18 protein-coding genes are annotated in these 19,183 nt (G+C 54.5%); 8 read left to right on the top strand and 10 right to left on the bottom strand.

Features of this window, described 5'->3' with window-relative positions; genetic code table 11:
- Positions 1-39 precede the first annotated feature (39 nt).
- From lon to folE2, 7 genes are all read left to right on the top strand, one after another.
- Positions 40-2,475, top strand: a complete 2,436-nt coding sequence (gene lon / locus ACHZBS_RS27155) for an endopeptidase La (RefSeq protein WP_319409664.1) — start codon at positions 40-42, stop codon at positions 2,473-2,475.
- Entirely contained in the window at positions 2,472-3,158 is a 687-nt protein-coding gene (gene tsaB / locus ACHZBS_RS27160; protein ID WP_319409665.1) for a tRNA (adenosine(37)-N6)-threonylcarbamoyltransferase complex dimerization subunit type 1 TsaB, read from the top strand. The genes lon and tsaB overlap by 4 nt, the downstream gene beginning before the upstream one ends.
- A 245-nt stretch (positions 3,159-3,403) precedes the next feature.
- On the top strand, positions 3,404-4,072 hold the full coding sequence (locus ACHZBS_RS27165; RefSeq protein WP_319409666.1) for a phosphatidylserine decarboxylase family protein: 669 nt from the start codon (positions 3,404-3,406) through the stop codon (positions 4,070-4,072).
- A gap of 204 nt (positions 4,073-4,276) precedes the next feature.
- Complete coding sequence (greA, locus tag ACHZBS_RS27170; RefSeq protein ID WP_319409667.1) at positions 4,277-4,744, top strand: transcription elongation factor GreA; 468 nt, start codon at positions 4,277-4,279, stop codon at positions 4,742-4,744.
- A gap of 14 nt (positions 4,745-4,758) precedes the next feature.
- Entirely contained in the window at positions 4,759-4,959 is a 201-nt protein-coding gene (gene rpoZ, locus ACHZBS_RS27175; protein ID WP_319409668.1) for a DNA-directed RNA polymerase subunit omega, read from the top strand.
- A gap of 23 nt (positions 4,960-4,982) precedes the next feature.
- On the top strand, positions 4,983-5,714 hold the full coding sequence (locus ACHZBS_RS27180) for an ATP-binding protein (protein WP_319409669.1): 732 nt from the start codon (positions 4,983-4,985) through the stop codon (positions 5,712-5,714).
- Positions 5,715-5,750: 36 nt separating this feature from the next.
- Positions 5,751-6,536 carry a GTP cyclohydrolase FolE2 gene (gene folE2 / locus ACHZBS_RS27185; RefSeq protein ID WP_319409670.1) on the top strand — a complete coding sequence of 262 codons (786 nt, stop codon included), beginning with the start codon at positions 5,751-5,753 and terminating at the stop codon, positions 6,534-6,536.
- 148 nt (positions 6,537-6,684) lie between these two features.
- Here the strand turns inward: folE2 and ACHZBS_RS27190 are convergent, their stop codons facing one another.
- From ACHZBS_RS27190 to ACHZBS_RS27230, 9 genes are all read right to left on the bottom strand, one after another.
- Positions 6,685-8,109, bottom strand: coding sequence for a sigma-54 dependent transcriptional regulator (locus ACHZBS_RS27190; RefSeq protein WP_319409671.1), 1,425 nt, complete (start codon positions 8,107-8,109; stop codon positions 6,685-6,687).
- Complete coding sequence (locus ACHZBS_RS27195) at positions 8,106-9,578, bottom strand: ATP-binding protein (protein ID WP_319409672.1); 1,473 nt, start codon at positions 9,576-9,578, stop codon at positions 8,106-8,108. Before ACHZBS_RS27195 ends, ACHZBS_RS27190 begins: the two co-directional genes overlap by 4 nt.
- 11 nt (positions 9,579-9,589) lie before the next feature.
- Positions 9,590-12,217 carry a PEP/pyruvate-binding domain-containing protein gene (locus ACHZBS_RS27200; protein WP_319409673.1) on the bottom strand — a complete coding sequence of 876 codons (2,628 nt, stop codon included), beginning with the start codon at positions 12,215-12,217 and terminating at the stop codon, positions 9,590-9,592.
- Between the two features lie 136 nt (positions 12,218-12,353).
- Positions 12,354-13,040: a hypothetical protein gene (locus tag ACHZBS_RS27205; protein ID WP_319409674.1), complete on the bottom strand. Its 687-nt coding sequence runs from the start codon at positions 13,038-13,040 to the stop codon at positions 12,354-12,356.
- Positions 13,037-14,338: a sulfite exporter TauE/SafE family protein gene (locus ACHZBS_RS27210; RefSeq protein WP_319409675.1), complete on the bottom strand. Its 1,302-nt coding sequence runs from the start codon at positions 14,336-14,338 to the stop codon at positions 13,037-13,039. Before ACHZBS_RS27210 ends, ACHZBS_RS27205 begins: the two co-directional genes overlap by 4 nt.
- Positions 14,339-14,421: 83 nt before the next feature.
- Entirely contained in the window at positions 14,422-14,835 is a 414-nt protein-coding gene (locus ACHZBS_RS27215) for a response regulator (RefSeq protein ID WP_394708061.1), read from the bottom strand.
- Positions 14,807-15,286: a response regulator gene (locus ACHZBS_RS27220; RefSeq protein WP_319409677.1), complete on the bottom strand. Its 480-nt coding sequence runs from the start codon at positions 15,284-15,286 to the stop codon at positions 14,807-14,809. Before ACHZBS_RS27220 ends, ACHZBS_RS27215 begins: the two co-directional genes overlap by 29 nt.
- A complete protein-coding gene (locus tag ACHZBS_RS27225) occupies positions 15,249-15,680 on the bottom strand; it encodes a response regulator (protein ID WP_319409678.1) in 432 nt (143 codons plus the stop codon). The genes ACHZBS_RS27220 and ACHZBS_RS27225 overlap by 38 nt, the downstream gene beginning before the upstream one ends.
- Before the next feature lie 30 nt (positions 15,681-15,710).
- Entirely contained in the window at positions 15,711-17,444 is a 1,734-nt protein-coding gene (locus tag ACHZBS_RS27230; RefSeq protein WP_319409679.1) for an ATP-binding protein, read from the bottom strand.
- Between the two features lie 383 nt (positions 17,445-17,827).
- Here ACHZBS_RS27230 and mutM point away from each other — a divergent pair, with 383 nt between their 5' ends.
- Positions 17,828-18,664, top strand: a complete 837-nt coding sequence (mutM, locus tag ACHZBS_RS27235) for a bifunctional DNA-formamidopyrimidine glycosylase/DNA-(apurinic or apyrimidinic site) lyase (RefSeq protein ID WP_319409680.1) — start codon at positions 17,828-17,830, stop codon at positions 18,662-18,664.
- Between the two features lie 62 nt (positions 18,665-18,726).
- Here the strand turns inward: mutM and ACHZBS_RS27240 are convergent, their stop codons facing one another.
- A complete protein-coding gene (locus ACHZBS_RS27240; RefSeq protein WP_319409681.1) occupies positions 18,727-19,182 on the bottom strand; it encodes a response regulator in 456 nt (151 codons plus the stop codon).
- Between the last annotated feature and the right edge of the window lies 1 nt (position 19,183).

The raw sequence follows: 19,183 nt of genomic DNA on the forward strand, positions 1-19,183 counted from the left end.
CGTGAATGTGAATCGGTATTGATATCTTCAGGAGTCACGATGGGCGAAACTGATAAAGACGATCTGATCAGCATTATTGAGGAGGACGACCCGGAAGCGGCCATTCCGGCGATCCTTCCCATGATGCCGGTGCGGGATGTGGTAATCTTCACGGATATGCTGCTGCCGCTGTTTGTAGGGCGTGAAAAGTCGGTCAACGCCATTGAAGAGTCGATTTCAAAGGACCGTTATTTGTTTGTGGCCACCCAGATTGACCCGGGTATCGAAAACCCCAAACCCGAAGAGATATACCAGATCGGAACGGTTAGCCGGATTCTGAGGATGCTCAAGCTGCCGGATGGTCGCGTCAAGGCACTCGTTCAGGGAATCGCCAAGGCCAGGATTGCCAAATATGTGCGTAAGCGATCCGTGTTCCGTGTGAAAATCGACATCATCGAGGAGCCGGAATCCTCCACTGTTGACTTGGAAGCCGAGGCGTTGATGCGCAACGTTCGGGAATATTCCGAGAGAATACTGACCTTGCGCGGCGAATATACCAATGAGGTGGGGTCCATTCTTACCAGTATTGAAGATCCCGGCCGGCTGGCGGACCTGGTGGCCTCCAACCTTCGGTTGAAAATCGACGAGGCCCAGGCCATCATCGAAATCATCGATCCCTTTCAACGTCTCAAAAAGGTGAACGATCTGCTGTTTCACGAAGTGGAACTGTCTGCCATGCAGGCCAAGATCCAGTCCGAGGTCAAGGACGAAATCTCCAAGAGTCAGAAAGACTATTTCCTCCGGGAGCAGGTTCGGGCCATTCATAAGGAACTGGGAGAACTGGACGAGCGCACCCAGGAAATAGAGGAGTATAAAAATAAGATCAAACGTGCGAAGATGAGCCAGGATGCCCGGCAAGAAGCTGACAAACAGCTCCGCCGACTGGAGCAGATGCATCCCGATTCAGCAGAGTCATCGGTGGTTCGAACCTATCTGGATTGGATGGTGGAACTGCCCTGGAGCAAGTCCACGACGGATGTCATCGACATTAAAAAGGCTAAAACGGTGCTCGATCAGGATCACTATGGCCTGGAACGGATCAAGGATCGCATCCTGGAATTCCTCAGCGTTCGTAAGCTCAATCCTCAGACCAAAGGCCCCATCCTTTGTTTCGTGGGTCCTCCGGGAGTGGGAAAAACGTCTCTGGGCCGGGCCATCGCCAATGCCATGAAACGAAAGTTCGTCCGAATTTCTTTAGGGGGCATACGGGATGAAGCGGAGATTCGGGGACATCGTCGGACGTACATTGGTGCATTGCCCGGAAGAATCATCCAGGGACTGAAACAGGCCGGTTCCAACAACCCCGTGTTCATGATGGATGAAATCGACAAGCTGGGTGCAGATTTCAGGGGCGACCCCTCTTCGGCGCTTTTAGAGGCATTGGATCCCGAACAGAATTCCGAATTCAGTGATCATTACCTCAATCTCAGCTTTGATCTGTCCAAAGTCATGTTCATCCTGACCGCGAACATCTCTGACACCATTCCGTCTGCACTGTTGGACCGTATGGAAGTGATCAACCTGTCCGGCTATACCGAAGACGAGAAAAAAACCATTGCGAAAACGCATCTGATTCCTCGGCAGGTCAAGGAGAACGGAATTAAGCCCCGTCAGATAAGCTTCAGCGACGGAGCGGTTGTCCAGGTTATTAATGAGTATACCTCGGAGGCGGGGTTGAGAAATCTCGAACGCGAGCTGGGAACTCTTTGCCGGAAAGTGGCTCGACGAATTGCCGAAGGAGCGAAAGGACCCTTTCAGGTAACCCGGCAGTCTCTGGAGAAATACCTGGGACCGCCCAAATATTATCCGGAGATGGACAAGGAGCACAGTCAGGTTGGACTTTCCACCGGCCTGGCATGGACCCAGGTTGGCGGGGAAGTGCTGTATGTGGAGGCTTCGCTGATCAACGGAAAAGGGGAGATGATTCTTACCGGCCAGTTGGGTGAGGTCATGCAGGAGTCGGCCCGGGCGGCATTGAGTTACGCCAGGGCTAATATTGCGCTGTTCAAGGTGAAAGATGAGATTTTCGACAACCGGGATATTCACATTCATGTGCCGGCCGGCGCTATTCCTAAAGATGGCCCCTCTGCGGGCATCGCAATGGCAACGGCCCTGATTTCGGCGTTGACCGAACGGCCAGTCAACAAGGATGTGGCCATGACCGGCGAGATCACTCTTCGAGGGCGGGTGCTGCCCATCGGGGGGTTGAAGGAGAAAGCCCTGGGAGCCCTTCGCGCCGGTATTAATACGGTGATCATCCCCGAAAAGAATAAAAAGGACCTCGTGGAAATTCCCAAGAACGTCAAGCGCAAAATCAAGTTTGTTCCCGTTCGGAACATGGACGAGGTCTTGGAGATCGCGCTGGAGCCAGCGCTCCCTAAAATGTCCAGTGCCTCGAAGGTTAAAAAAAAGACCGCGGACAAACCCCGGTCATGAACCTTCTGGCCGTTGACACCTCCACCGCCAGCTGCAGCGTGGCCCTGTTCAATGGCGACCGGTTGCTTGAGGAAGCGGTGTATACGGCGGGAAAAACCCATTCCCGCCATCTGATGTCGATGATTCGCAATGTCCTTGAGAATTGTCGATGTGATCCTGCGGATATTGGCGGTATTGCCGTCACCCGAGGGCCTGGAACCTTCACCGGACTTCGGATCGGCATCAGTACGGTAAAGGGGCTTGCCGTGGCCACGGGGGCACCGGTGGTCGGGATCAGCAGCATGGCTGCGCTGGCTTTTCCGTTTTCTCTCCAGGATTGCCCCGTGGTTGCCATGATCGATGCACGACGGGGAGAGGTTTACTACGCCCAATTTTGCGGCGTCACAGGTGGAGTTCCCGAATTGGCCATACAGGTATCGGTGTGCGCACCGGAAACAGCCGCTGCGCGGTTGCCTGACCATGCAATCCTGGTAGGCTCCGGTGCCATTCTTTATCGGAAGGTCTTTGAAGCCCGGTGTCCGCGCATTCGGTTCGCCGATACGACTCAGCATCTGATCCGGGCCTCATCAGTGGGCATGCTGGCCCGGGTACGGTTCAATCAACAAGATGTCGATCCCGTTGGTGACCTGATTCCGGAATATATCCGCAAATCCGACGCGCAGATTCAGGCGACCGGCCATTAACCGGGTGCCCAAACGGCCAGACGTGATATTTAGTGGTCATTGAACAGCAAACGCACTGGTCTATGGATTGCACCTGTCTGGTCGCCCGGCAACCCCGTTTGACCATTTTTCATGGGCTGTGGATCTGTTTTGAAATCGGATGGCGGGTAGCTGTTGACACGGACGCAGGCATTGGATATAGGTAACCCTTTAAAAGGGTTGAAGAAAGCCTTTTGCCGGCAGCTATTTGCGCCGGGGAGCATGAAATGACGCAATTTAACTGGTCCGATCCGCCCAGTCAGATAGCCTTTCCAGTGGCAAAGGCCGGATATCCGTTTATATTCGCATCTGCATTTGCCACCGCTGTTTTTGCTCTGCTTGGTGTTGGATTCCTGGCTGTTTTAGGGCTTTTCACCACCGGTTTTATCTGCTATTTTTTCAGGGATCCGGATCGATTGGTCCCGACTGGCGAGGGGCTTGTGGTTTCGCCGGCTGACGGCAAGGTGATCAACGTGGAACCGGTGGATCAGACGCCTTTCTTTGAAGGCGGCTGCATCCGGATCAGTGTTTTCATGTCCATTTTCAACGTCCATGTCAACCGGGTGCCCCACGAGGGGACGATCCGGCAGGTGACTTACCACCCGGGGAAATTTTTTTCCGCGAACCTGGACAAGGCGTCGACGGACAACGAACACAATGCGTTGCTGTTGGAAAGCCCGGCCGGTAAGCAGGTAGGATTTGTCCAGATTGCCGGTCTGATCGCCCGGCGCATTATCTGTGCGGTCCAACCCGGCGATGTTTTGAAACGGGGGCATCGTTTCGGTATGATCTGTTTTGGTTCCCGGCTGGACATTTACCTGCCTCCCGAGACGGATGTCCGGGTTACGGTCGGGGATAAAGTCCAGGCCGGCAGCAGCATTCTGGGTAAGTGGTAGCACAATTATCCAGAGGCGTAATGTTAACGCTGTATCGCCACGTGAATTAGTTTTTCACATCCTGTTAGAGGAAAACAAGCCGGCAAAACCGTTGCTGTAAATTAAGTCCGGAACCCCTTATTTCCCCAATGGCCTGTGCCGTGGGGATCTGTTTTTCTGTAACCGGGAAAAAAATAAAAACGAGAACCATTTAGGAGTCGCCCATTGGAAAGAATACCCATGACCAGAAACGGTTACCAGACCTTGAAAAAAGAGCTGGAATACCTCAAATCCACCGAAAGGCCGCGTGTTATCCGGGCTATTGAAGAGGCACGGTCCCATGGAGATCTCAGTGAAAATGCCGAATATGATGCGGCCAAAGAGCGTCAGGCCTTTATTGAAGGTCGGCTCAGTGAATTGGGATACAAATTAGGAAATGCGGAAATTATCGACGTGGACAACCTTCCCAAGGATCGGGCGGTGTTCGCCTGCACGGTGATGCTTGAAAATGTGGATACCGGCGAAGAGGTGGAATACCAATTGGTGGGTCCCGAAGAATCCGACATCGAAAAAGGCCGAATTTCGGTTACCTCGCCGCTGGGAAAAGCCATTATCGGGAAAAAGCCCGGAGAAGAAATTGTGCTCAACGCGCCGGCCGGCAAAAGAGTCTACGAACTGGTGGAAATATTGTAACGAGGAGGAATTCCGTGGCACGAATTACTGTTGAAGATTGTCTGGAAAAAGTACCGAACCGCTTCAAGCTGGTTCATATGGTTGCCGCCCGGGTACGGCAGATCCGAGAGGGATCTGAATACTTGGTCAGTTCCCCGAAAAACGAGGACATTGTCGTCGCCCTGCGGGAAGTTGCCGCCGGAAAGGTTGTGGAAAAGATCGAATCCGATCAATAGCCGGTCGATCCAGAAGCGTTCCCATGCCCCGGCACAGCTACACCTACAAATCGCTGAACAGCCTGATTGGAAAGGCTATTCACCGCTACGACATGATCGAAGACGGTGATCGCATCGCAGTGGGGCTGTCCGGCGGCAAGGACAGCCTGACGTTGCTGTGGGCGCTGGCTGAACGGAAAAAACGGGTGCCGGTTCGCTACGACCTGTTTCCTGTTTATGTGGATCCCGGTTTTCCGGGAGGTTTCTCTGATGAATTGATCGATACCTGCCGACACCTGGGGGTTTCCCTGACGATCGATCGAACGGACCATGGGTTGGTCGCCCACAGTGCCATGAACCGGGAAAACCCCTGTTTTCTGTGTGCCCGGCTCCGACGCAAACGACTGTTTGAAATCGCCGATGGGCTTGGGTGCACCAAACTGGCATTGGGGCATAACAAAGACGATGTCATTGAAACGTTCTTTCTAAATATATGTTATGCGGGAGAGATCAGCACCATGGTTCCGCGACAGGAATTATTCAATGGTCGGTTCATCGTGATCCGCCCGTTGGCGATGGTCGATGAAAAAAGCATTCGGCATTTTGCAAAGGCCCAGCAGTTTCCCCAATTCACCAATCCATGTCCATCGGCCGGAGCCACCAAACGTTCGGAAATCCAGGCGATGCTGGAAGGGCTTTATCGAACCAATCGCAAGATCAAGGGCAATATCTACCGGGCCATGAGCCATGTGAATATGGATTACCTGTTAAAATAATCAAAACGAGCAACTCCGCCGTCAAATAGGCCGATCATGAAAGATGTACAAAATGAGCGGGATCACCGGAATATCCCTATCGACAAAGTAGGCATCAAAAACCTGCGATACCCCATCCGTGTCAAAGATCGCCGCGATGGCTCCCAGAGTACCATTGCCTCCATTAACATGTACGTGGACCTGCCCCAGGAGTACAAGGGCACCCATATGAGCCGGTTTGTCGAGATGCTTCACCTCTTGAAACCGGAGATTTCGCTGAAGAAATTTTCCGTGCTGCTGGAGACCATGAAAAAGAATCTGGATGCCGCTTCGGCCCATATTGAGGTGAGCTTTCCTTATTTTATCGAAAAGCAAGCCCCGATAAGTCATGCTCCGGGTTTGATGGACTACAATTGTCGGATTACCGGATCCAGTAATTCCCGCAACGAAATTGACCTGGTCTCCGAAGTCAACGTACCGATCACCTCGGTCTGCCCCTGTTCCAAGGAAATTTCAGATCACGGCGCCCACAATCAACGTGGCATCGTTCAGCTCAAAACCCGCTTCAAAAAGTTCATTTGGCTGGAGGACATGATCGAGCTGATCGAATCCTGCGCCTCCTGTGATGTATTTTCAGTGTTGAAACGGGTTGATGAAAAGCATGTGACGGAACAGGGATTTTCCAACCCGAAATTTGTTGAGGATGTCGTCCGGGACGTCTCCGAACGCCTCATTGCCGACGACAACATCACCTGGTTTTCCGTCAGTGCCGAAAATTTCGAATCCATTCATAACCACAGCGCTTATGCGCAGATCACCAATGGCGTCGGGCCAGCTATTTGAGGCCACAGGGCCGAAATGGGAAGACGGCGTGCAGAGGATCGTTTATCGGCCCGCCCTCTTCTGACCGCAGACGCCTATCGGGCGTGGCTTGCAGCTCGCACCCGTTAAGCGGCGCGCAGCGCCGCTTAACATCAGTTATCCGTCCTGGCTATCTGACGCTGGTTTCGATTTTCAGGTCGTATTTGTCGATCTTTGCGTGGAGGGTGGGGCGGGACATACCCAGCAGTTTGGCGGCCTGGGACCGGTTACCGCCGGTCAGGTTCAGGGCTTCCCCCACTAGCACGCTGCCGAAGTGGTCCATGCAGTTCTCGAACAGGTTCTCCTGTACCCCTTGGGACAGCAGGTTGCGAATCCAGGACCGGATTCTGTCATCGCAGGCATCTTCACCGGAAGGGTGGTTTTTGGCATCGCCGCCGGTGGCATGGGTGATGTCCGCCAGGCTCAGTGGAGCGCCCCGGTTGAAGATCAGCGCTTTCTGAAGGGTGTTGGACAGTTCCCGGATATTTCCGGGCCATGGGCTGGAGACCAGCATGGACATGGCTTCCCGGGTGATTCCCGGGTTCTCGATGCCGAGTTCAGCTGCAAAGCGGGTCATAAAATAATCGGCCAGCAGCGGGATGTCCCCGGTGCGTTCGCGGAGGGGGGGCAACCAGATGGTGATCACCTTGAGTCGATAATAAAGATCCTCCCGGAACTGGCCTTTGGTAATCAGATGCTCCAGATCCCGGTTGGTGGCGGCGATAATTCGCACATCCACGGGGATTGTTTCCCGGCCTCCCAGCCGTTCGACGCTTCTTTCCTGGAGCAGACGGAGCATCTTGGCTTGCAGATTAAAGGGCATGTCGCCGATCTCATCCAGGAAAACCGTACCGCCGCTGGCTTGCTCGATTTTGCCTACCCGCCGGTGGGTGGCACCGGTAAAGGCCCCTTTTTCGTAGCCGAACAGCTCACTTTCCAGCAGGGTGTCGGGGATGGCCACGCAGTTGATCACCAGAAAGGGCTTCTCCGAACGGATGCTGTGCTGGTAAAGCGCACGGGCCACAAGTTCTTTTCCGGAGCCGGATTCGCCGCGGATGAGCACGGTGGCATCGGTGGCCGACACGCGGCCGATGGCTTTATACACCTCCTGCATCGCCGGACTCTTGCCGATGATGGCCTCCCCCTGGTTCTTGTCCGGTGAAGCGTCCATATCCACGGGTGAGCGCATGAAGCGGCCGGCCTCCAGGGCCTGTCGGATGGTGGATAGCATTTGGGGGATGTCGAAGGGTTTGATCACATAGTCGAAGGCGCCGATTTTGGTGGCTTCGATGGCCGTTTCCGTAGTGCCGAAGGCAGTCATGATGATTACCGGGAGCTTCTGCTCGATGCGGTGGATCTGCCTGAAAGTCTCCAGACCGTTCATCCCCGGCAGGCGCACGTCCAGTACCACCAGATCGGGAATGGTTTCGGAGACCATGCGCAGACCGGCTTCGCCGGATGCGGCGGTGCGGACCGCGTAACCCTCTTCTTTCAGCAGTCGCTCGAAACTGATGCGAAGTTGATCGTCGTCATCGATGATCAGGATGGTGTTCACAGGTTGCCTCCTATCGTGGGAAAAACGATGCAAAAGGTCGTTCCCCGGTCTTCCTCCGAGGTTAGATCGACGCTGCCCCCGTGCTCCTTGATGATCCGGGATACAATGCTCAGCCCCAGCCCGGTGCCGTCTTCCTTGGTGGTGTAAAAAGGATCGAAGACCTTTTTTACTTCGGAGGAGGCAATGCCCGGTCCGTTGTCCGAGATGCAGATCTCGGCCTGCCGGCGGTTCGGGGGGGAATCGATCACGCGTTCATGGATATCGATGGTGCCGCCGCCGGTCATGGCTTCACAGGCGTTGACGATCAGGTTGACCAGCACTTCCTTGAGTTGGTCCGGGTCCGCGTCGATGGCTGGCAGCATTTCGTTGCGATGGATGGTGGCCTGGACATTGTATGACTCCAGACGGTATCGGAGCAGTTGAATGGCGGTGTCCACCACCGTGGAGGGGCTCACCGGCTGCATCTTCAGCTTGGGGGGGCGGGAATATTCCAAAAAGTTCTGCACGATGGTGTCGATGTGGTCGATCTCTTCGGAGATGACGTCGAAGTCCTCCTTCTGGGTGCCGGACAGCTTCAGGGAACGGTTCAGGGAGAACAAGCGCATCTTGACCGAGGTGAACGGATTGCGCACGCTGTGGGCCATTCCCGCCGCCAGTTTGCCCACCATGGCCATTTTGTCCGCTTGAAGTAGGGTTTCACGGCTTTTTTCGAGTTCCACCTGGGTCTGGCCTACGTCTTCAATGAGTCCCCGTACACTCTGGCTCAAGGTCTTTACATCATTGCCGGATTTTTCGATGTTTTCATTGCGGCTGGTTTCCCGAATCAGAGCGCGCAGGGGATTGAGAATCTGGTAAACCAGCAGGTAGGCCAGCAGCATTACCAGCAGGATATGGGTGACGATGACCGCCATGGCCGTGTCCCGCAGCCGGGCCGCTTCGATCAGGGCCTCTTCTTTGGCGGCCATGATGGATTGCGTATGCTCGCGCTTGTATTCCTCGCACATCTGGAGGATGTCAAAAAAACGGCTGCGAACCTCCTGGTGCAGCTTGGATCCGAATTTGACCTCACCGGCCTTATAATAGCTGATCACTTGGTCCTTTTCCCGGATATAGTGAGCATATTCGTCGGCAATATGGTCAATGGCTTGCTTCTGCATGGGGGATTGGGCCAGTACCCGGGCCTGACCCAGCTGTTCGCTGAACAACCGGCGGTACTTCTCCAATTGGATCAGCCAGTCCGGGTTGCCGTCGAGGAAATAATAAGAGACAAACCCTTTTTGGTTGACCAGGGTGATTTCCAGCGATTCGGCACTTTGAAAGGCCACCAGGTTCTCATCGGTAATGGCGGTCAGTACGCCTTCGATGCTGTAGGAATACCATACCATGATTGCCGCCCCGGATAAGGTCACCAGAAAAATGGCGACCAGATGAATGAAAATCCGGTTTTTAAGACTGATGCGCGTCCACATGAGCGTCCCTTTCACCCAACGGGTGCATGAGATACGGAAAAAATGGCGTCGATCTGTTTCTGAATCTGTACCCGATAGCGTTCCACCATTGCCGGATTGGCCATGATCATGTCCAACTGGCGTGTGTGAATGCTCAGGTATCCGAGAATTTTCAATTTGGCAACCATGATTTCGGCATCGTACTGCTCAATGCGCGCACGCAGGGCATCCTTGGTCACATCGGTCCGGAAACCGTGGATATCCAGGATCTCTTTTACGAACCGCACCCGCTTTAAGCGCCTGTTGAAATCCGCTGCACCGCCCTTGAACTGAAAACTGACGTAGTTTTCCGTGGTTCGATCCCCCACCAGGGCTTCGGTGATACAAAAATGGAATCCGAGCCGGGACTGAAGGCTGCAGTAGTTTTTCGAGATCATAAAATAGTTCCGGTTGGCCATGGTTGTCCGCACCGTGGGCAAAAGGGCCTGGTTCTGGGTGGCCTGAAACATTACCGAAACGAATCCTTTCCCGTCCACCGGCGGCGGTCCTTCCCAGGGAAAGGCGGTGATGCCGGCCCACAGGGCCAGCATGGGAATGGAGGTGATGTTGTCGATATCCACATAGCGCTCCATGGACACATCCGTCTTGAACCCGTCATCCAGATTGAGCACCCACCACTGCATGGGGATCTGGGCTCGCAGCTGTTTTGAGGAACGCTCAGGAAACCGGTGGGCCTTGCCGAAACGGAACATCTCATGCACACTCTTTTCGTGGCAAAACCGGGTGATGTCGTGAAGCGTCCGACAATTGGATGCTTTGAACGTCGGGCTGTCCGGATCCAGGAGATTCAACGGGGTGATCAGTCCGGCCGATTTTTCGAGGAGGCCGAAAATCGGCGTTCCTTCCATTAAATTGGTGGGGGGCCGCCGATGGGAAAGGGCCAGCAGCGACCGAACCTGACCCGGATAGATGCGGCAACCGTCAGCGTCCACCGTGATCTGTTCCTGGCCGGACAGGCGATCGATGACGCCGGATGCACCGAACAGGGCGGGAACGCGGAATTCTCTGGCCACATTGGCCAGGTGTCCGGTGAGGCCGCCCTTTTCACTGACCACCGCCGATGCCCGGGGCAGCAGCGCGGCCCAGCGTGCCAGGGCACGGTCGGTGACCAGCACCGCACCATCGGGAAACTGGAGGGCATCGACATCTTTCATCACCCGGTGGACCGGCCCCGATGCCACGCCGGGAGAGGCGGTAATGCCACCCTGGAACAGCACCGGCGGAAGATCGTCATGCTCGCCTGATGCGGATAAGGGGGCTGGGGCATCGGTGTTAACCTGCAGAGGGCGGCATTGCAAAAGGATGATTTCGCCGGATTGATCGAGGGCCCATTCGATGTCCTGGGGGCAGCCGAAGTATTCTTCGATCCTAACGGCCAGTGCGGCCAGCTCGAGTGCCTGCCGGTCCGTGAGTGATGCCCGCATCATCTCCTGTCCGGTGTCGTCCAGACGGCATACCCCTTCTCCCGGATAACAGACATATTTTTTTTCTTTGGCGGCGATGGTCCGGTGCGTGATTGAAAGGGCAGGGGACTTGGTCACCTGGAACAGATCCGTTGCCGTGGTTCCATCAACCACCGCCTTGGGCAGTCCCCAGGCCGAATTGATGATTACCGATTGATCCCGGATGTTCATCGGGTTGGCCGAATAGAGCACCCCGCCGCTGACGGCATCCACCATCTCCATGATCCCCACACACATTTCCGTATCCTCGTCGGCAAGGCCCCGGCTGAAGCGATAGGCCATTACCGCCGGAGAATAGGCGGCAGCCACGATCTGCTTGTAGGTGTCCGCCAGATGATCCCGGGAAACGTTGAGCGCACTGTGATAAAGGCCGGCAAAGGAGGCGCCTTCACGGTCCTCATTCAAGGCGCTCGAGCGAACGGCCATGTTGGGTTCCCGGTTACGGCGGGAAGCCAACGCCTGGTAGGCGGCCATGATGGCCTCTTCCAGATCCTGCGGAAGCGGTGCATCCTGAATCACCCGGCGAATGTCCGCGCTGGTGGTGTAAAGTTGATGATGCCCTTCTTCTTCCGCGCTCTGGATGCGTCGCTGGATTTCGGTTTTCAGGTCGTTTTGCTCCAGGAAAAGACGAAAGGCCTTGGCGGTGACTACAAAGCCGTCTGGAACCCTGAGATTCAGCCGGTTGGCGATTTCCCCGATGCTGGCCATTTTCATGCCTGCCTGGTCGGCAAAGGTCTTGTCCAGGACGGAAAAGGGGAGAACCAGAGGTGCTGAGGAATCGACCGGCCGCTGTATGATCAGCATCGATTCGAGAGACAGGCGAATCTTTTCCAGCCGCACCGAAAGGGCCTTGTATTTGCCCGGGGCCAACGCATGCAGGTGTTTGACGATCTGATAGACCCGGGTATAGGCCCCCATGGTGCGGGATCGGATGAATTTCATACCGAAGGGAACATTGCCCGTCATCGCCTGTTCCAGTTCGGTCATGATTTCCAGGGCTTGGTTGTTGGCATTGAGCAACAGCTTGAACTGGTGGTAACGCGATTGAAATTCAAGCCGGAGGATCCGGGCATCGTCTTCGTCAATCGGCGCCCCGTCGGATTTGAACCATTTGAAAAAACGTTGAAGTCGGCCCATGGCGCCTAACCGTGTCTGCTTTTGCAAATCCAGTGAAACCAAAAAATACCCCTCACCCTGTCCCTCTGCCCAAGGGCGAGGGCCGGGGTGAGGGGTAGCGAAGATCCGATTATCGTTTCAGCCGCCCCATCGATGATCAATGCTCCAGGAGCAAGCCCCAGCCTTCGAACAGGTACATGATGCCGAATCCATACCACAGGGTGTAGATTACGTAAAAGATCAGCGAGAAAATGACCACACCAATACGGTCGGAGATATTCTGACCTTCAATACCATAATAATTGTAGGCGGTCTCCACCGCTTTTTTGTTGACCAGTTCGGCCATTTTGGCCGAATTGAATTTTTTCTGCTTTTTCAGGTCAAAATCCATCGCCTTGAGGGCACTCCACCAGTTGTAGAGCGCCATCTTCCCGTCATACCCGTATTTTGCGGTTACGGAGGCCCCGTCATTGTCGTACATGTGCTGGGCATCATCCAGACAGTGGTTGAGGATCTGGATCATGTTGCCCGTCACGGTCAGTTGAGCGCCGTCCTGGCCCACCTGTGCCCCGGTTTTCATGAAAATCGGCACGGTCTGTTGTGCCTGCATTTCGCTTTTCATGGTCAGGGTTACGGTCAGATCCGGCGTCTGAAGCGTCTGCACCTCCTTGCGTACCGTATCGATATAATAAGCCGACCCCTTGGAGATGGAGTTGTAAAGGTTGTCAAGGAATTCCAATCCGTTTTTTCCGCCAAAAAGGGGCAGGAATATGGCGATGAAGACGGCGGTGAACAGGACCATCAATGTCAGACCGGTCATGAATTTGGGTTTATTGGCGATCATACGTGTTCTCCTTCCCCTTTAAGCTGTCCGATGTTTTTCAAAAATGTGCCGATGACCCAGATGCCGAAACCGCCGATAACGATGAAAAAGGCCCATATACCGATGGTATCCAGCGTGGCGCCCATGCCTTTGGAGATCTTGATCACCCCCATTTCCCCCAGTTTGGCAGGCAGGGCGAAGAACCGGTTGACAAACCCCGCCAGCACGGCCATGGCGTAGAATCCACGAATAGTGATGCCCGGCACCACCTTGGTGACCATGGCGCCGATCTGGATGCCCAGCAGGGATCCCAGCAGCATCCCCATGGCCAGGGTGTAGAAGATGAATCCGTAGATGGCATACTGGCTGATGGACGCGTAGCCCGCAGTAAAGACGATCTGGAAAATGTCGGTGCCCACCGTGGTCATGGAAGAGACTCCCAGCATGTAGACGAAGATGGGGAAGGTGAGAAAACCGCCGCCCACGCCCATGATACCGGCCGCCAGCCCGACCAGGGCACCGCTGAGAACGAGAAACACCCAGGAGATGCTCCTGCCGCCGGGGGTGAAGTCGAAGTCGAATTTGACCATGGGGGGAATATTGACCGATTGAAGCTTTCTGGGCAGCCCGCCCAGCTCGGCACCTTCAGCCTTGCCACCATGACCGCCGCCACCGTGGGCATCGCCGGTGTCGCTGGATTTCCTGGCCTTGAGAAAATCATACATGGAATAAAATCCCAAAAATCCGAGCATGAGGGCGTAGATGGTGGTTATGAAAGTGTCCGAAAGCACCGGGTTGAATTCGTATAGCACTCTGTTGATGATCCCGCCGGCAGTGGCTCCCAGAATGGCGCCGAGGAGAAATACCACGGCCAGGGGGACAGACACATTGCCCAGTTTGCGGTGGATGATGCTGCCCATGATGGCTTTGGCGAAAATGTGAAACAGGTCCGTTCCCACGGCCAGGATGCCTTTGATGCCGGCGCTCATCAGGGCTGGGGCGATGATGAAACCGCCGCCTGCGCCGATGCAGCCGGTGATCAGGCCGGCACCCAGGCCGATGAGAATGGAGACGATAAAAATTCCGGTGGAGTAAAAAGCCGGGCTGTAAGCTTTATGACCGCCGAGAAGGTCGGGTATGGCGCTTCCCATCTGTTCTGCGAAAACCATGCCTCCCAGGATGATCGGCACCAGCAGCATCAGCAGGAGCACCACCCGCTTCCGGCTGCCAAGAATATTGGTGGATATCTGGATTTCCCATTGTGCATGGGCCTTGGCCCCTTCCATCATGAAACTGCCCCACTGTTTGAAGAAGTTCATATCCTCCCCCGCTTTTCAATTTAAAGGTTGATCGTCAATATGCGTATTAAGTGTGGCCGGTCTACCGCCTCAGGCTGCCGGGATCACCTCAGTTGCTCGGCCATTTGTCGGATCTTGCCCTCATGGATCTTTTTTTTCTTGAAGGCGTCCTCGGCCTTGTAGAGCAATTCATCCATGTCCATGGGCTTCATCAGGTAGTCGAAGGCGCCCATTTCCATGCCTTCGATAGCCACTTCCATGCTGGCGTGGCCGGTGAGCATGATTACTTCGGTCAATGGAAAGTGTTTTTTAATTTCACGGAGGGTTTCGATTCCGTCCATGCCGGGCATGCGCACATCCAGAATGACCACGTCCGTTGCGTGTGTCTCCAACCACGCCAGGGCGGATTTTCCACTGCCGACCCCCTGCACATCCACATTGCGCCGCTGCATGCGTTTGAGCAGGGTGTTGAGGAAATCCGTCTCGTCATCAACAAGAAGCAGTTTCATCGGTGTCATCCGTTTTCTCCCTAAAGCGGATCGCTTCCTTGATTTTAGCCACGAGTTCCGCCAACTCGTGTGGTTTGGTCAGATAGTCAAACGCTCCATAGCGTATACCCTCGATGGATGCTTTTTCGGAGCCGTGCCCGGTGAGCATGATTACCGGCATGTGCGGATCCATCTTTTTGAATATTTTCAGAATTTCGATGCCGTCCATGTCTTCCAGCTTCAGGTCCAGTACGGCTACATCAAAGTCGGACCGCCTGAGCAGCCGGATCCCTTCGCTGCCGGAAAAGGCCTGGGTTGTATGGATGTTGCGTTTGGCCAGCCGTTTTGACAACACCTCGACAAATCCCTTTTCGTCATCCACCAGGAGCAGGCGAATGGGTGCCTGACCGCGATGGTTTGGACGGTTGGGGTCCATGGTGTCCCTACGCTCGCCGCGCGGTGATTTCCTTGATCCGGGCATTGATGATCTTCTCCTCGTGCTGGCGTTTCCTGGCGGAAGCCTCCGTTACCTTGGCGATCAGGTGATCCATGTCGCACGGTTTCATCAGGTAGTCGAAGGCGCCGAGCTTCATGCCTTCGATGGCCGACTCCACAGTGGCATGGCCGGTGAGCATGATCACCTCCACCAGTGGCACTTTGCGCTTGATGGCTTGCAGGGTTTCGATACCGTCCATGCCGGGCATTTTTACGTCCAGGATCACCACTTCGGTTTTGCTGTCGGCGAGCAGTTTCTCCAGCGCGTCCTTGCCGCTGAAGGCGGTGCTCACCTCCAGATCCCGTCGGGTCAGACGTTTGGTCATCGCCTCCACAAAGGGAACCTCGTCGTCCACGAGCATGATGGTTGCTATTGCCATGGGGTGATCTCCTTTCTTGGGTGTTTTTTACTAATTGCAGGCATCGGATGCCGATAGCGTATGGTTTCCCTCGGTTTCGTCGGTTTTAACCGGTATGCGGATCTCGAAGGTGGTCCCCACATCCGGTGCGCTTTTCACGGTGATGGTTCCACCCATTTTTTGAATGATGCCGTAGCAGATGGAAAGCCCCAGACCGGTGCCGCTGCCCACGGGTTTGGTGGTGAAAAAGGGATCGAAGATTCGGGCCAGGTTGGCTTTGGGAATCCCCGGTCCATTGTCGGAGACGCCGATGAGAATCTGCCCTTCATCCTGTCTGGCGCTGATCTCCAGGGTACCGCCGGTTTTATCCATGGCATCCAAGGCATTGTTGATCAGGTTGAGAAACACCTGCTGCAACTCCGAATGGGAAGCGGAGATGGCCGGCAGTTTGGGCTCTAGGTGAGTCACCAATTCCACATTGCTGTATTTGGCACGCTGGGCCGACAGGGCAACGACTTCTTCGATGAGGTGGCCGATTTCAAAATCTTCGATGCGCGAATCGGTTTTTCTGGCAAAACTGAGCAGTTTATGAGTGATCTCCTTGCAACGCTTGCCCTGGGTGCGAATCTGGTTCAGGGCCCGTTCGAACTCCTCGATGTCAGCTTCATTTTTATAGGCTCCGTCTTCCATCAAATCCTGAAGCCAGCCGGCCTCCTCCACCATGATGGCCACCGGATTGTTGATCTCGTGGGCAATGCCGGCGGCGAGTTCGCCGACCGAGGCCAGTTTGCCGGTCTCGATCACCTGTTCGTTCATGATCTCCTTTTCCTTGTCCGATGTGGCGATGCGGCGAACCATTTTCCCGGACATCCAGACCGCCATGGCGACGATGGCGACTCCGCCCAGGATGAAAAAGACAAGGGCGATAATCTGGGCGTCGTGAAGGTCGGAAAAGGCATCGCTGCTGGCCTGTTTATATACCAGCAGCCAGTCGCCGCCCTTGAGCAGGGCGGAAACGTACAGGCTTTTCACGCCGGCGCCATCGAGTCGCTCTTGGATCTCCACCTCCTTTCCCATACGCTCTAAGGTGGCAAAGTAGCGGGAGTAAATGTCCAGGGTGGGGGTGAAATCAAATATGGGTTTGGTCTGAAACTGGCCCTCACGATTCAGGATGTAGGCAAAGCCGGTCTCTCCGACGCGCACCTTTTCCACCAGACGGTTGAAAGAGAGAAAATCGATGGTCGCCCGAATGATCCATTTTTGGCCCTGCCAGTTCTTTCGCACGGCGATGATGAAGTGGGGCGAACCCCGAAGCCCGAGAAATACGTCGCTGGTGAAATAGTTGCTCTCGATGGATTTCTTAAACCAATCGGCATCGGCATAGCGGGCATTTCCCAGGTTGAAAGGCCCGGCATAGGCTACCTGCTGACCCTGTTCGTTGATCACGCCAAGATCCACGAATACGCTTCCGTAGGCGCTCTGCAGGCGGGAGAGGTCTTCAGCGATCATCCCCGGCTGGCTGATATGGCCAAAGTCGATGGAATCCACCAAAAAGCGTATGTTCTGGACCTTCTCCTCTAAAAAACTGTCGATGTTCTGCTTATGTTTGAGGACCAGTTCTCCCAGGTGGGCAAATACCTTTTCATGGTAGGAAGAACTGAAAAGGTTCAGGATGATTCCGGTCACGAGGACCATCGGCGTGAACGAAATCACCATGACCAGCAACACCATGTTGCGGGCGAGGGATCGGTAGTATGGACTCAGGGGTGGGGTATTGCGGTTCATGGACCTTCCCGTCGTCAAAAAAGGGTGGATAGTTGCTAAAAACATCCTTCCGTCTGATGATTATCAAGTTCAATGCCAATTCCAAAATGTTTCAATAGTTTGTTAACATTAAGAAATAATAATAAAAAAATAGATTATTAAAGGCTGAATAGAGGTGTAAAAGAATCTGACTGTCAGGATATTTTACAAGATGTAAAAGGCGAAGGCATCGAATTCAGTCGACGTATAGTTTAAATACAACTGGACAGTGGAAATCCAGATCACGTAAAAACGGTTATTCCCCTTTTTTGTGTGATGGGGTTAATTGTGTTCCCCTATTTGAAGAACCAAAATTATGTTAACAGAAAACAAAAGATCAATGTTCACCAGACTGGATTGCCGTCATGCCTGAACTCCCCGAAGTCCAGAGCGTCGTTGATACCCTGTGCATGAAAAAAATTCCGGGGCGACGGATTACCGGTGCATCGGTTTACTGGGGCAAAACCATTGCCGATATGGAACCGGTGGACTTCTGTAAAAAAATCAAGGGCCGGACCATTCGACAGATCATCCGTCGGGGCAAATATATCGTGTTCGATCTGTCCGGTGGCCTGACCCTGATGATCCATCTGCGAATGACCGGAAGGCTGAATTGGGAGTTTAGAGACAGGCCACGCAACAAACATGAGCATGTGATCCTGAACGTTGGTGCAACAGATACTCTGCGCTTCCAGGATACCCGTAAGTTCGGTCGCATCTGGCTGACCGGTGAGCCGGAAAAGATACTGGACCGACTGGGGCCCGAACCATTGGAAGAAAGTTTCACGATCAGACGGTTTTTGACGATGCTGCACACCACGAACCGCCAAATCAAACCGTTGCTGCTGGACCAGCGTTTTCTCGCCGGCTTGGGCAATATATACGTCGATGAAGCCCTCTGGGAATCGGGGCTTCACCCGCAACGCATCAGCAGTTCGCTCACCCGTCATGAGGTCAAGGCCCTGCATCGGGCCATTCCTCATGTCCTGCATAAAGGGCTGAAGAATCTGGGCACATCCTTGGGCACGGGCAAGAGCAACTTTTACCTGCCGGGCAACCGACCGGGCCGCAATGCGGAAGAACTCAACGTGTTTCGCCGTACCGGCCTGGCTTGCCCACGATGCCGCAGCATTATCGCCCGCATTGTCGTCGCCCAGCGCAGCAGCCATATCTGCCCGACTTGTCAGAAGAAACAACCCTGATGCCTAACGCGCACACGTGAGGTGCCGGATTATCCTTTTCGGTCGGACCGCGGACTACGGTTCTATTTTTTTTCCTGCTCGAACACCCGGCTGGGATAGCGGATCAGTTCCTGAATTTTAGCATCCCGAATCTTTTTATCATGGGTGGCTTTTTTTTCGAAAGCCTGGGCCATTTTGGTGAGCAGGTCTTCGAATTTCATGGGCTTGAGCAGATAGTCGAAGGCGCCCTGTTTCATGCCTTCGATACTGGTCTCAACGGAGGCGTGCCCGGTGAGGAGCAGCACTTCCACCAGGGGCTGGATACGTTTGATTTCCCGCAGGGTTTCGATGCCGTCCATGCCGCCGGGCATTTTGATATCCAGCAGCACCACGTCGTAGAGTTCCTCCTTCAAGACATCGATGGCCGCCTCGCCGCTGGTCACTCCTTTGGCATCCAGCTTGCGTTTGTTGAGCCGGTTGACGATGGTTTCCAGAAAATCGGTTTCGTCGTCCACTACCAGAATTCTGAATGTATGCATG

The organism is uncultured Desulfosarcina sp. (assembly GCF_963664155.2).
Classification (GTDB): Bacteria; Desulfobacterota; Desulfobacteria; order Desulfobacterales; family Desulfosarcinaceae; genus Desulfosarcina.

Bases quoted from the DNA above. Each gene is read 5' to 3' on its own strand.
- lon (WP_319409664.1), top strand. From the start codon at position 40: ATGGGCGAAACTGATAAAGACGATCTGATCAGCATTATTGAGGAGGAC.
- tsaB (WP_319409665.1), top strand. From the start codon at position 2,472: ATGAACCTTCTGGCCGTTGACACCTCCACCGCCAGCTGCAGCGTGGCC.
- ACHZBS_RS27165 (WP_319409666.1), top strand. From the start codon at position 3,404: ATGACGCAATTTAACTGGTCCGATCCGCCCAGTCAGATAGCCTTTCCA.
- ACHZBS_RS27180 (WP_319409669.1), top strand. From the start codon at position 4,983: ATGCCCCGGCACAGCTACACCTACAAATCGCTGAACAGCCTGATTGGA.
- folE2 (WP_319409670.1), top strand. From the start codon at position 5,751: ATGAAAGATGTACAAAATGAGCGGGATCACCGGAATATCCCTATCGAC.
- ACHZBS_RS27195 (WP_319409672.1), bottom strand. From the start codon at position 9,578: ATGTGGACGCGCATCAGTCTTAAAAACCGGATTTTCATTCATCTGGTC.
- ACHZBS_RS27200 (WP_319409673.1), bottom strand. From the start codon at position 12,217: ATGGGCCGACTTCAACGTTTTTTCAAATGGTTCAAATCCGACGGGGCG.
- ACHZBS_RS27205 (WP_319409674.1), bottom strand. From the start codon at position 13,040: ATGATCGCCAATAAACCCAAATTCATGACCGGTCTGACATTGATGGTC.
- ACHZBS_RS27210 (WP_319409675.1), bottom strand. From the start codon at position 14,338: ATGAACTTCTTCAAACAGTGGGGCAGTTTCATGATGGAAGGGGCCAAG.
- ACHZBS_RS27215 (WP_394708061.1), bottom strand. From the start codon at position 14,835: ATGACACCGATGAAACTGCTTCTTGTTGATGACGAGACGGATTTCCTC.
- ACHZBS_RS27220 (WP_319409677.1), bottom strand. From the start codon at position 15,286: ATGCCCGGATCAAGGAAATCACCGCGCGGCGAGCGTAGGGACACCATG.
- ACHZBS_RS27225 (WP_319409678.1), bottom strand. From the start codon at position 15,680: ATGGCAATAGCAACCATCATGCTCGTGGACGACGAGGTTCCCTTTGTG.
- ACHZBS_RS27230 (WP_319409679.1), bottom strand. From the start codon at position 17,444: ATGAACCGCAATACCCCACCCCTGAGTCCATACTACCGATCCCTCGCC.
- mutM (WP_319409680.1), top strand. From the start codon at position 17,828: ATGCCTGAACTCCCCGAAGTCCAGAGCGTCGTTGATACCCTGTGCATG.
- ACHZBS_RS27240 (WP_319409681.1), bottom strand. From the start codon at position 19,182: ATGCATACATTCAGAATTCTGGTAGTGGACGACGAAACCGATTTTCTG.